Raw genomic sequence first — 13,399 nt, 5'->3', positions numbered from 1 at the left:
TGCTTTATTGCGTGCAGCCAATCCTGCCGTTGTTATCACAAGACTTTACTATCTCACCGGCGAGCAGCAGCTTATCGCTTTCAACCGCCACCGGAATGCTGGCTTTTGGCCTGATGTTTACTGGCCCACTTTCTGATGCCATTGGTCGTAAATCCGTTATGGTAGTGGCATTGATGCTGGCCGCTATCTGCACCTTGATTTGTTCTTTTATGACCAGTTGGCATGGGATTTTGTTGATGAGGGCTTTGATTGGTTTATCCCTTAGTGGCGTTGCCGCTGTGGCGATGACCTATCTTAGTGAAGAAATTCACCCCAGTTTTGTCGCGCTCTCGATGGGGCTGTATATCAGTGGGAACTCGATTGGTGGGATGAGTGGCCGTTTGATTACCGGGGTGTTAAGTGATTTCTTTTCCTGGCGCATCGCTCTGGCGGTGATAGGTATATTTGCTTTGGCCGCTGCTTGTATGTTCTGGCGTATTCTTCCGGCCTCTAAGCATTTCCGTCCCACGTCATTACGGCCCAGAACGCTAATGATCAATTTCAAACTACACTGGCGTGATTCTGGCTTACCGTTGCTGTTCGCTGAAGGTTTTTTAATCATGGGCAGCTTTGTCACTTTGTTCAATTATATTGGTTATCGTTTGCTGGCACCGCCTTATTATCTCAGCCAGGCGGTGGTGGGTTTATTATCGATAGTCTATCTGACCGGCTCATATAGCTCCCCCAAAGCTGGCGCGTTGACCACTCGCTATGGCCGAGGGCCGGTATTAATGGCTGCAATAGGTATGATGTTGATTGGTGTCATTATCACCGGTTTCTCTCCGGTAATAACAATCTTTATTGGCATGATGGTATTTACTGCCGGTTTCTTTGCCGCGCACTCTGTTGCCAGCAGTTGGATTGGCCGCCGCGCGCGCCGCGCTAAAGCCCAAGCATCTTCACTTTATCTATTCTGTTATTACGCAGGCTCGAGTGTCGCAGGAACATTAGGCGGTATTTTCTGGCTTAATCTAGGTTGGGCCGGTGTTGTCGTATTTATCGCCACACTTTTGTTGCTGGCATTGTATGTTGGGCAGCGGTTACGGAAATTGCCAGAAGCGGCCAAAATTTAATCTTAGATGAGGTAAAGCCGATTGAACGCCAAATTACAATTTGACGTCCTCTCTGCTATGTACCTATTATTAAGGGGAGCTTAACGACCCTAAGTGATTGTTGCTTGAGATATAAATTAAGTATCTAGTGTATTAAGGGATTTATTACGAGATATTTCCTTAATTTATGTAAGGTCAGGAGAAAATATGACAAACCACTTCCTCACGCTTTGGGACATACTCGCGACAACATTTTCCATTTTCTTTTTCATCGCATACTTGCTGATTCTGTTTCAGGTCATTTCCGACCTTTTCAGAGACCATGAATTAAGTGGGTTTTATAAAGCGATTTGGATTCTGTTTTTACTCTTCATTCCACTACTGACGTCTCTGGTCTACCTCATCACACGAGGTAAAGGTATGGCTCAGCGCTATCGAGCCTCAGTACAAAAATCAGTATCCGAAACCAATGAGTATATCCGTCACGTTGCAGGTAAATCGCCAGCAGAGCAGATTGCTGACGCGAAAAAATTATTAGATGAAGGGACTATTACTGAAAGTGAATACCAGCAACTAAAAGCGAAAGCATTGTCCTGATATTTTGATTTATCACTATAGCCAACACGAAAATGTGTCGGTTATAAAGGCTAAATGTCACTTACCCTGCCATTTAGCCTTTTTTATTTCTGAATTAAAGCGATAAAAATAATAGGCAGTGGTGCTTAGTCGCCATGGAGATTATAATTTCAGCCTTATGCTTATATTGTTTGCGAGATTCAGGAATGAAACACTCTTCGCTACGGCGTTCGCTATTATTAGCTGGTATTACCCTGCCCTTAGTTAATTTTTCGCTACCTACATGGGCTGCTGGGATCCTGGGATCATTAGACAAGCAATTGGCAGCACTTGAGCACAGTGCTAACGGTCGTTTAGGCATTGCGATGATTAATACCGGCAATGGCACCAAAATTCTGTATCGCGGAGCTCGACGTTTCCCATTCTGTAGTACTTTTAAGTTTATGCTGGCCGCTGCTGTATTGGGTCAAAGCCAATCTCAGCCGAATTTGCTCAATAAGCATATCAATTACCATGAGAGTGATTTGTTATCTTATGCCCCCATCACGCGTAAAAATCTGGCGCATGGTATGACAGTTTCTGAATTATGTGCGGCTACCATTCAATATAGCGATAACACGGCCGCGAATTTATTAGTCAAAGAGTTGGGTGGTTTAGCGGCTGTTAATCAGTTTGCTCGCAGTATTGGCGATCAGATGTTCAGGTTAGACCGCTGGGAACCGGATTTAAACACCGCACTACCTAATGACCCACGTGATACCACCACTCCTGCGGCTATGGCAGCTAGTATAAATAAATTGGTATTAGGTGATGCATTGCACCCTGCCCAACGAAGCCAACTCACGGCATGGCTGAAAGGAAACACCACCGGGGATGCCTCGATTCGCGCGGGTGCCCCTACTGACTGGATTGTGGGTGACAAAACAGGTAGTGGCGATTACGGAACCACCAATGATATTGCGGTACTTTGGCCGACGAAAGGTGCACCGATTGTTTTAGTGGTGTATTTCACGCAACGTGAAAAAGATGCGAAGCCACGTCGCGATGTATTGGCCTCTGCGACCAAAATAATTTTGTCGCAAATATCCTGACTTTCTGTGCGGGTGGCGTTACCCGCCTTTTAACTGCTATAGATGTTTTTGACATTATGGCAAATACCCTATGATTAATGGCAACTCTGGCTTTCAGAGGTACTGTTTTACTGATATAACCCATGGTATGTTGTAACTAAAATAAGACTAATTAAAGATACGATGAATAAATATGACCTGATAGAGCGGCTAAATAACCGTTTTACCGCATTGGAAGCCGGATTGCAGGAACTCCACCAGCAACTTGAGCATTTACCCCTGCTCGCTGCCCGCGTATTTTCCTTGCCTGAAATAGAGAAAGGCACAGAACATCAACCTATTACGCATATCCCCGTGAGTGCAACCGTGGGAACAGCAGCGAGAGATTTGGCTATACAGCATTATCAGCGGTTGTTTATTCACCACCAAGGTCAGAATGTTAGCAGCAAAGCAGCCCTCAGACTTCCGGGAGTCCTCTGTTTTTCGGTGACGGAGAGCCAATTAGCTACTTGCCAAAAAAGTATTCAACACATTAATCAATTGAAAACCGAGCTGGAACATATCATTACCGTTGAATCTGGCTTGCCGAGTGAGCAACGTTTCGAGTTTGTTCATACCCACCTGCATGGGTTGATCACGCTAAATACCTATCGCACCATTACGCCGTTGATAAACCCCAGTTCGGTTCGCTTTGGCTGGGCGAATAAACATATTATTAAGAATGTTACCCGCGCAGACGTGCTGGCGCAGTTAAATAAAAGCCTAAATGCAGGCCGCGCCGTTCCCCCTTTTAGCCGTGAACAATGGGTAGATTTGATTAGCCAAGAAATTAACGATGTTCAACGTTTGCCGGAACAGGCGCGCCTCAAGATTAAACGGCCGGTTAAAGTACAACCTATTGCACGAGTTTGGTATCAGGAACAGCAGAAACAAGTCCAACATCCCTGCCCAATGCCTTTGATTGCCTTTTGCCAGCTTCAATCGATAGCCGAATTACCTAAATTAGGCGAATTAACTGATTATGATGCCAACCAGATTAAACATAAATATAAGCCAGATGCCAAACCATTACAGCTGTTGGTACCCAGATTACATTTATATGTCGATATATAGATAAAAATCTAAGCTAGTCATTTATTCTAATAAAACCTATAAGATTACGGTTCTTCTGGTGATTTTTATAAGTAAGTAACTCAATCACCAGAAGAAATTAACACCTTCACGCAGAACTTTTTTAGGTACATAGTTACTCAAACCTGACGCATGGCAATATTCAATCAACTCTTTTAAAGAGTGACACCCCACTTTTTCATAAATAAACCTAAGTCGATTTTCAATTGTTCTATTTGATAAAAATAGTTTTTCTGCTATTTCTTTTGCTGTCATTTTTTGAATTGCATAAAATATAATATCAAGTTCTTTCTCTGAGAAATCATCTACCGGCGGAGTTAGTGTAATAACTGAGGGTTTTAAACTTTTAAAAAAATCACATACGGAAATAAAATTAAACTTTTTACCAAAAAAAACAGTCCCTAACACATCCCCATTTTGACTATAAATAGGAAATTTTGGGAAGTACCACGGTGAAAGAATCCTTTCACGCCCAAAAGGCGAGGTTACAATGATCTCAGCCCCCTCTCGGCTTTGCTCTGCCTTTCTGTCGTGAGCCTTGAAGTCATCACTATACTCGGACCAAGAGCATGGCATCTCCTCATCTAAGCGTCCTTCAAAATCAAAACCGGGCTGAATATCAAACAAATCAAGACAAGATTCATTTAAATAAACAAATTTGGATTTATTATCTTTAATCGCCCAAGGAATACGAGCTTTTTCCATTATGGAAATGAGCGATAATTCACTGAGTGAATTAACAGTCAAACCAGACTCATCTGGGGGACTACTTTTTTTACTTTCCATAGAATAAACTCCTGCTGAGTCAAAACAACACTTTAATAAATACAAACCACCTTATCCATAGCCAACCGGTGGCCCACACAAAAACAGTAGCAGTCAATGAAACTATTCACGAATATAAAGAGTGACTTAATTTAAAATACATCATGGATATATAAGCCACCCAAAGAAGCAGGTATTATTCTATGCTAAAAACGAAAAAAAACACTACCTAAATAAGATGATTTATTCTTTTTTAATACCATCATCAGAATCAATTTTAATCATCACGCTTATTAGATTCTGACATTATGATGCAACCGAACTCTCTCCCTAACAGCGCAGGAAAGAGATACCCGCGCTGTAGGAAAGTGAGAATGGCGATTACTTCATACTTCCAACCATATCTTCCGGTTTAACCCATTCATTGAACTGCTCATCAGTAACATAACCTAGCTTCAGCGCCGCCGCCTTGAGGGTTAGCCCCTCTTTATGCGCTTTTTTGGCAATTTCTGCCGCTTTGTCATAACCAATATGAGGATTCAACGCAGTAACTAACATTAGCGATTCATTTAGTAGCTGAGTGATACGGTCACGATTAGGTTCAATGCCAACTGCGCAATGCTCATTAAAACCGCGCATACCGTCGGCGAGCAGACGAATAGATTGCAGGAAGTTATGAATCACCAGCGGGCGGAATACGTTCAGTTCAAAGTTACCAGACGCCCCACCAATATTGACCGCCACGTCGTTACCCATCACCTGCGCGCATAACATGGTCATCGCTTCACATTGTGTCGGATTGACTTTACCCGGCATGATAGAACTGCCTGGTTCATTCTCAGGAATAGAGAGCTCGCCAATGCCACTGCGGGGGCCTGAGGCTAGCCAGCGCACATCGTTGGCAATTTTCATCAACGAGGCCGCTAAACCTTTCAATGCACCGTGACCATGAACTAATGCATCACAAGTTGCTAATGCCTCAAATTTATTCGGCGCGGTGACGAAAGGTTGCTGGGCCAATACTGCAATCTCATTGGCGACGCGCACCGCATATTCAGGGTGAGTATTCAGCCCCGTCCCAACGGCAGTGCCGCCCAACGCCAGTTCACACAGATGAGGAATAGTGGCTTCAATATGTTGCACATTGTGCGCCAACATCGCCACCCAGCCGGAAATTTCCTGCCCCAGCGTCAGTGGCGTGGCGTCTTGTAAATGCGTCCGACCAATCTTCACAATGTCGCGATAAGCTTCGGCTTTATCGGCAAGGGTCTGTTGCAATACTTTCAGCTCAGGTAACAGATCCTTTCTTAACCCAATAACTGCGGCGACATGCATTGCGGTTGGAAATACATCATTTGAACTTTGGCTTTTATTCACATCATCATTAGGGTGAACCAGACGATCATTACCTCGTTCGCCCCCTAACAATTCACTGGCCCGATTGGCCAACACCTCATTCATATTCATATTGGTTTGCGTGCCAGAACCGGTTTGCCAAATCGAAAGTGGGAACTCGCTCGCATGTTCGCCATTCAAGACCTCATCTGCCGCATGCATAATCGCTCTTGCCCGTTCGGCGGGGAGCAGCCCCAGCTCCATATTGACCTTGGCCGCGGCGCGTTTGGTCAATGCCAACGCATGAATCAGTGCCGTCGGCATCTTCTCTTGTGAAATACGAAAATGCTCCAACGAGCGCTGGGTTTGTGCACCCCATAATTGATCAGCCGGTACATCGATAGGCCCCATTGAGTCCTTTTCACTGCGGGTGGTCACCATCACTGTCTCCTTAGCATATGAATAGAAGGTTGTAGTATGACGTGTATATGATGGCATATTTATCGCTACCGTTATGCGATTGATTCGCATTTCTCTCATTTAGTTATATTCGGTTATAAGACGGATTGCATTACTACTTGCAACCCCTTTGGCCCCATTGTTTACTAAGGGACGATTTTTATCAGGGCGATGAATTTCGCCAGATTCAACGGCAGATGACCTCTATGCAAAAAATGAAGAATGCAGTACAAAACTACGCCTGGGGCAGTACCAATGCGCTTACCGAGCTTTACGGCATAGCCAATCCGCAAGGCAAACCTATGGCTGAATTATGGATGGGCGCTCATCCCAAAAGCAGTTCTGAAGTTGCGGATGCCAGCGGCCAATGGCATTCATTGCGCGATGTGATTGAGAAAAACCCTGATGCCACTTTAGGTCACGACGTTTTTAAACGTTTTGGTGAGTTGCCCTTCCTATTCAAAGTGCTGTGCGCCGCCCAACCATTATCGATTCAGGTACATCCAAGTAAGGCTGCGGCAGAAATTGGCTTTGCCAAAGAAAATCAGGCCGGTATCCCGCTGGATGCTGCCGAGCGAAATTACAAAGATGCTAACCATAAGCCTGAGTTGGTTTATGCCCTAACACCTTTCCAGGCCATGAATGGTTTCCGTACTTTGGATGATATTGCGGCCCTGCTCCAGCCATTAGCCTCCGCTCATCCGGATATCGCCGCGTTTCTACGCTCCCCTGATACCGAACATTTATCCACCTTATTTGCCAGTTTGCTGAGTATGGCGGGCGAAGAGAAAACGCGTGCTTTGGGGATATTGAAAGCGGCACTGAATAATCAATTGGGTGAGCCGTGGGATACTATTCGCAGTATTTCGCGTTTCTACCCGGATGACAGTGGTTTGTTCTCTCCGTTGTTGCTTAATGTGGTCACCCTGCAACCGGGTGAGGCCATGTTCTTATATGCTGAAACCCCTCATGCCTACCTTAATGGCGTGGCGCTGGAAGTGATGGCAAATTCGGATAACGTATTACGCGCGGGACTGACCCCTAAGTTCATCGATATCCCTGAATTAATGGCTAACCTGCAATTTATTCCGAAACCTGCCGCTACTTTGCTGACCACGCCCCAACAGCAAGGCAACGAGTTGGTATTCCCCATCCCTGTTGAGGATTTTGCTTTTTCACTGCATACATTAACCTCAGAGCCACAGGAATTGGCGCAAAACAGTGCGGCCATTGTATTTTGTGTTCAAGGTCAGGCGATATTGAAAAAACAACAGCAAGAAATCACTTTGCAACCCGGTGAGTCTTGTTTCATTCCGGCTAATGAATCGCCAATCACCGTCCATGGAATAGGCTCAATTGCCCGTGTTTATAACGCGGGGTGAACGAAGTGACTTATTTTGTTGTCTATTGCTGGCCTTTTGATGCTGTGGTGGTTAAATTTCACCAGCGCAATAAGTCGTTATCGTCGCAATAATATTTGTGTACGGTTAATCTAGGCCTATATTAATTTGGGAGATGTTGTTTTCTATGCATCTCTTTGGTGTTATTTAACTAGCAACTCATTACCGCGTTCAACAGTGAATTTGGTGTATTAGAAAAGGATGAACAGAACAATGAAAAAATCGTTAGTGGCTGTCAGCGTCATAGTCGTACTTGGCGCAGCATGGACTGGGGCCTCATGGTATACCGGCAAATTGATTGAACAACGTATGGGCGAATTGGTTAATAACGCAAATGACCAGATCAGAACCTTGCTGCCGAAAGCCGGTGTGAAGTTCGCTTATAAAGATTACCAACGTGGCCTGTTCAGTAGTCAGGTGCGCTATGTGTTGCAAGCAGATAGCAGCGTCGCAGGTGAAAAAGCCTTGAAAGATGGTGATGAAGTCGCATTCATCGAAACTATCGATCACGGCCCTTTCCCATTGGCGCAGCTAAAAAAATTCAATCTGATCCCGAGCATGGCGTCGGTACATACCGAACTTGCGAATACCCCTGCATTGAAAAAACTGTTTGAAGTCACTAAAGGCCAATCACCGTTTACTGCGGATTCGCGCATTTCATACAGCGGCGATACCTCTTCTGCCATTACATTTATTCCCATTGATTATCAGCAGAACACCACCAGCATGAAATTCTCTGGTGCAAAAATTGATGCTGATGTCTCCCGCGATCTGCGTGATGTGAAAATGAGTGGTTCAAGTGATAGCCTGGTTTTCGCCAGCAAAAATCAGTGGGATCAAGTTGAGCAATTTAGTCTGCAAGGTTTGGTGATTAAAAGTGATACCAATATCGGCAAGTTTGATCTCAGCATTGGCTCCCAACTACTGGGAATCAAACAAATTGGCCTCAGTATTGATGGTAAAGAGACCGCGACATTAGTGGGCTTTAACCTGAATACGCAATTGGGCGAAACCGATAAAGACTTGAACGGCAAGCTGACTTACACCCTGGACGCATTAAAAATTCAGGACAATGACTTCGGCTCTGGTAAATTAGCCTTCGCCTTCGACAAACTTGACGGTCAAAGCTTGAAGCAGTTTACCAATGCCTATAATCAGCAAGTATTGAAGGCCGTTCAGGCAGGTGAAAACCTCGATCCGGTTGCTTATCAAGAACAAATGACCGAGATACTAATGGCTAACCTTCCGGCCTTGCTGAAAGGTAACCCAACTATAAGCATTGCACCACTGAGCTGGAAAAATGCCAAAGGTGAAAGTACCTTCACTCTGAATATCGCGCTGACTGATCCAGCACAAGCAAAAGCCGGTAGTGAGCCGATGCTGGCGCAATCAGTGAAAAAAGTCGACGCAACATTGACTATCCCAATGGCTATGGCCACTGAGCTGACAACCCAGGCCGCTCGTCTGCAAGGTTATAATCCAGAAGAAGCACAAAAACTGGCACAACAGCAAGTTCAGGGTATTGCGGCCATGGGCCAGATGTTTAAACTGACGACCACTAAAGATGATGTTATTAGCAGCAGCTTCCACTTTGCTGATAACCAAGTCGATTTGAATGGTCAGAAAATGTCACTGCAAGAGTTTGTTGGCCTGTTTGGTATGTTCGGCGGCGCACCTGCTGAAGAAGATACCGGCACTGAATCTGAAGATGCACCCGTCGCACCAGAAGCAGCACCAGCAGCACAATAAATATGAGATGTTAAAACCATAAGAAACGGGGCCAGATGGCTCCGTTTTTTTTATTCAAAGAGGTCTAGATTATGGAAGATAAACCAATATTAGGGCCAGATCCCCAGTGTAAGCACCCGATGGCGGGGTTTCCTCAAGTATGCTTTATCAAAAATACCACACAAAATCCGAACATTATTATTGGTGATTATACCTACTACGACGATCCGCAAGATTCTGAAAACTTTGAACGTAACGTGCTTTATCACTACCCCTTTATTGGCGATAAGCTGATTATCGGCAAATTCTGTGCATTAGCTCATGGGGTGAAGTTCATTATGAATGGTGCCAACCATAAAATGTCTGGGTTATCGACTTACCCATTCAATATTTTTGGTAACGGCTGGGAAAGAGTCGCCCCGTCTAGGGATGAGCTGCCTTATAAAGGCGATACTCATGTCGGAAATGATGTGTGGATTGGCTATGATGTGTTGATTATGCCAGGTGTCACCATTGGCAATGGGGCAATTATTTCATCACGCTCAGTGGTCACGCGCGATGTGCCCGCTTATAGTGTGGTCGGTGGTAATCCTGCAACACTGATTAAAAATCGCTTCTCAGCCGAGGTTATCGGTAAGCTACAAACTATTGCCTGGTGGGATTGGCCAATAGACGCGATCAGTCGCAATCTACACCTGATCGCTGCCGGTGATATTGAAGCATTAGCGCGAGCAGCCAGCGAGATTGATCACACCTAATCAGGCAGATCCCCGACGGATCAACACCGGCGGTAATATGACGCTTTGCAGTTGTAAATTTCCCCCGGAAATACGCTGAAGCAAACGCTGCCCGGCACTGTAGCCAATTTCCCGGGCAGAACTGGTGATAAAGGTCAAGGGTGGCTCAGTAAGTTCTGCTGCTGGCACATCACCAAAACCAATTAATGCTACTTGCTGATCGAGATAAGTATCTACCCCCGCACTACCAATCGTCCTGCCAGTGCGTAGAATACCAAAATAGGCGCCCAATGCGATGGATGCCTGATGACAGATAATCGCGCTGACATTAGGGTGACGCCGTAACAGCTCTTCAGCTGCATCTGCCGCCGCCTGTTGCTGACCATCACATTCGACCACCCATTCCGAGCGAAACGGTAGCCCATACTGCACTAAAGTGGCACAAAAGCCCCCGAGCCGTTCAGCCCGCGTCAGCGAGTGCGAATGTCCGCCAAGATAGGCAATTTGCCGATGACCACGACCAATCAGAAACTCGGTCGCCATTTTAGCGGCTTGCATATTATCAGGACGCACCACATCGACGCCGTCCAGCACATTGGAGCGGGCAGCACAAATCAGTGGAATATCATGTTCAGCAGCCTTTTCTCGTAGCCCCATTTCCCGCTTGGCCCCACCACCCAGCACCAGGCCATCGACACCTTGATCGATAAGAGTGTCAAAACAACGCAATAATCCTTTGCCCTCGCGGCCACTTTGCGTCAAGAACAACAATTTACCTTCAGCTTCAATGGCTTCACTTAAGCCGGCGGTCATTTCCGCATAAAAAGGATCGCCAATATCACGCACAATCAAGCCAATGACACCTGACTCCCCGCCGCGTAACTGTGCCGCCTGGCGGTTACGGACATAGCCTAATTGTTCTATTGCCTGATTAACTCGCTCGGCTGTCGCCGGAGAGATTCGCCCTTTGCCACTGATCGCTAACGAAACTGTCGCCACAGAGACGCCAGCCAATTTAGCGACATCAGTGATTGTCGTTTTTTTAATTGTCATGCCAAAAAGTAAGCCAAGTTAAACGTTTAATCTGATGATTTACTCTAATACAAAAGTAGGATCAGTAATTGTGACTTATCACTCATATTATCTGGGTTAAACGTTTTATCTTATTTTACCTCCAGACAGGGAGGCGAAATAGTCGCCATTATTCATCAATCTTTTAACATCAGGTGTATCAGTACAGGAGTCACTATGTCAGCGGCAAAAAAACAAAAAATTACGCTGTGGGAGTTTTTCCAGAGTTTAGGGAAAACCTTCATGCTACCGGTCGCCTTGCTCTCCTTCTGCGGGATCATGCTGGGTATCGGCAGTTCGCTTAGCAGTAAAGATGTCATCACCTTATTACCCTTTATTGGTCACCCGGCCTTCCAGCTATTGTTTACCTGGATGAGTAAGGTTGGCTCATTTGCCTTTAGCTTCTTGCCGGTGATGTTCGCCATCGCGATCCCACTGGGTATGGCGCGTGAAAACAAAGGAGTGGCAGCATTCTCCGGTTTCGTTGGTTTTGCCGTACTGAATCTGGCAACCAATTTTTACCTGACCACCAGTGGCGTATTACCGACAACTGACCCACTGGTGCTGAAAACACATAACATTCAGAATATATTGGGCATCCAGTCCATCGATACCGGTATTTTAGGCGCGGTGATTGTCGGGATCATTGTTTATTTACTGCATGAACGCTTCAATACAATTCGCTTACCTGATGCATTAGCCTTCTTTGGTGGCACCCGTTTCGTGCCGATTGTCACCACCGTGGTGCTCGGATTGGTCGGTTTGTTGATCCCGCTGATCTGGCCTTGGTTTGCAGCGGGTATCAATGGGTTAGGCCGTTTGATTAACGGTGCTGGCATGTTCGGGCCGATGATTTTCGGTAGCGGCGAGCGCTTATTACTGCCATTCGGCCTGCATCATATCTTAGTGGCATTAATCCGCTTCACCGAAGCTGGCGGCACTATGGATGTGTGCGGTCATAGTGTTAGCGGTGCTTTAACTATTTTCCAGGCGCAATTATCTTGCCCTACCACCACCGGTTTCTCTGAAAGTGCCACTCGCTTCCTGTCGCAAGGTAAAATGCCGGCGTTCCTCGGCGGCCTGCCAGGTGCGGCACTGGCAATGTATCATTGTGCTAAGCCAGAAAATCGCCATAAAATTAAAGGGTTGTTGATTTCGGGTGTCGTTGCTTGTGTTATCGGCGGCACCACAGAACCCATTGAATTCCTGTTCCTGTTTGTTGCCCCGTTCCTGTATTTGATCCATGCCATACTGACAGGGCTGGGCTTTACTGTTATGGCGCTATTAGGAGTGACCATCGGTAATACTGACGGTAATATCATTGATTTCGTGGTATTTGGCATTCTGCATGGCACCGCAACCAAATGGTACTGGGTGCCTGTCGTTGCTGGGATCTGGTTTGTGGCTTACTACTGTATTTTCCGTTTTGCTATTCAGCACTTCAATATCAAAACACCGGGTCGTGAGAATGAAACCACCGCCAGCAACAATGCAGAAAAAGCAGCCAGTGGCGCGGTGAGCGGCAAGTCTGGCTATAACTCCCCTGCTATCTTGGCTGCTCTGGGTGGTGCCGATAATATCGTCTCATTGGATAACTGTATTACGCGCTTACGCATGTCGGTCAAAGATATGAATTTAGTGGATAAAGAGGCATTGAAAGCCAATCGTGCCATTGGTGTTATTCAACTCAATGACCACAACCTTCAAGTTGTTATCGGCCCGCAAGTGCAATCAGTGAAAGATGAATTAGACTCACTGATAGGGAATGGTCAATTTGCCATGTCATAAGAAGCCAAACTCAGTGAGTGAAGGGTTGACCGCACCCAAGGGCACGTTTCCCCTTCATTTAACTTTCTATAAATAGGTTTGTCATTAACTTCCACGGGGTACTCTGATACCCCGTTTTTTCATAAGCGAGATGCTGATGTTTGATTTCTCCACCCCCGTCGATCGTCACGGCACCTGGTGTACCCAGTGGGACTATATTGCTGACCGCTTTGGTGCTGCGGATTTGCTGCCCTTCACTATCTCGGATA

At 45.8% G+C, this 13,399-nt stretch carries 11 protein-coding genes; 8 read left to right on the top strand and 3 right to left on the bottom strand.

Annotated elements, in window-relative coordinates:
- From ACNSO8_RS08410 to tus, 4 genes are all read left to right on the top strand, one after another.
- A partial coding sequence (locus ACNSO8_RS08410) for an MFS transporter (protein WP_418394378.1) occupies positions 1-1,112 on the top strand: 1,112 nt, incomplete at its 5' end.
- 186 nt (positions 1,113-1,298) lie between these two features.
- Positions 1,299-1,688: an SHOCT domain-containing protein gene (locus ACNSO8_RS08405; RefSeq protein WP_005169809.1), complete on the top strand. Its 390-nt coding sequence runs from the start codon at positions 1,299-1,301 to the stop codon at positions 1,686-1,688.
- A 185-nt stretch (positions 1,689-1,873) separates the two neighbouring features.
- Positions 1,874-2,758, top strand: coding sequence for a class A beta-lactamase BlaA (gene blaA / locus ACNSO8_RS08400; RefSeq protein WP_418394377.1), 885 nt, complete (start codon positions 1,874-1,876; stop codon positions 2,756-2,758).
- 162 nt (positions 2,759-2,920) lie between these two features.
- Positions 2,921-3,850 (top strand): DNA replication terminus site-binding protein, encoded by a 930-nt coding sequence (tus, locus tag ACNSO8_RS08395; protein ID WP_019083126.1) that lies wholly within the window; start codon positions 2,921-2,923, stop codon positions 3,848-3,850.
- Between the two features lie 84 nt (positions 3,851-3,934).
- Here the strand turns inward: tus and ACNSO8_RS08390 are convergent, their stop codons facing one another.
- Both ACNSO8_RS08390 and fumC read right to left on the bottom strand, forming a co-directional pair.
- On the bottom strand, positions 3,935-4,654 hold the full coding sequence (locus ACNSO8_RS08390; protein WP_019079441.1) for a helix-turn-helix transcriptional regulator: 720 nt from the start codon (positions 4,652-4,654) through the stop codon (positions 3,935-3,937).
- Positions 4,655-5,014: 360 nt separating this feature from the next.
- The gene (gene fumC, locus ACNSO8_RS08385; RefSeq protein WP_046050912.1) at positions 5,015-6,409 is read right to left on the bottom strand and encodes a class II fumarate hydratase; all 1,395 of its coding nucleotides are present in this window, start codon (positions 6,407-6,409) and stop codon (positions 5,015-5,017) included.
- Between the two features lie 224 nt (positions 6,410-6,633).
- On the opposite strand from fumC, the gene manA reads away from it, so the two are divergent.
- From manA to vat(F), 3 genes are all read left to right on the top strand, one after another.
- Positions 6,634-7,809, top strand: a complete 1,176-nt coding sequence (gene manA, locus ACNSO8_RS08380; RefSeq protein WP_019083128.1) for a mannose-6-phosphate isomerase — start codon at positions 6,634-6,636, stop codon at positions 7,807-7,809.
- 231 nt (positions 7,810-8,040) lie between these two features.
- Positions 8,041-9,576, top strand: coding sequence for a YdgA family protein (locus tag ACNSO8_RS08375; protein WP_046050911.1), 1,536 nt, complete (start codon positions 8,041-8,043; stop codon positions 9,574-9,576).
- A 71-nt stretch (positions 9,577-9,647) separates the two neighbouring features.
- Positions 9,648-10,313 (top strand): streptogramin A O-acetyltransferase Vat(F), encoded by a 666-nt coding sequence (vat(F), locus tag ACNSO8_RS08370; RefSeq protein ID WP_019083130.1) that lies wholly within the window; start codon positions 9,648-9,650, stop codon positions 10,311-10,313.
- On the opposite strand, the gene malI is transcribed toward vat(F), so the two are convergent.
- Positions 10,314-11,345, bottom strand: coding sequence for a Mal regulon transcriptional regulator MalI (gene malI, locus ACNSO8_RS08365; protein ID WP_019083131.1), 1,032 nt, complete (start codon positions 11,343-11,345; stop codon positions 10,314-10,316).
- A gap of 195 nt (positions 11,346-11,540) precedes the next feature.
- Between malI and malX the strand changes: the two genes are divergently transcribed.
- Positions 11,541-13,151 (top strand): maltose/glucose-specific PTS transporter subunit IIBC, encoded by a 1,611-nt coding sequence (malX, locus tag ACNSO8_RS08360; protein ID WP_050915111.1) that lies wholly within the window; start codon positions 11,541-11,543, stop codon positions 13,149-13,151.
- Positions 13,152-13,399: the final 248 nt, after the last annotated feature.

The sequence above is a fragment of the Yersinia sp. LJYL362 genome, from assembly GCF_048323875.1.
The sequence above is the reverse complement of the archived record's forward strand: the minus strand, read 5'-3'. Positions and strand labels throughout refer to the sequence as shown.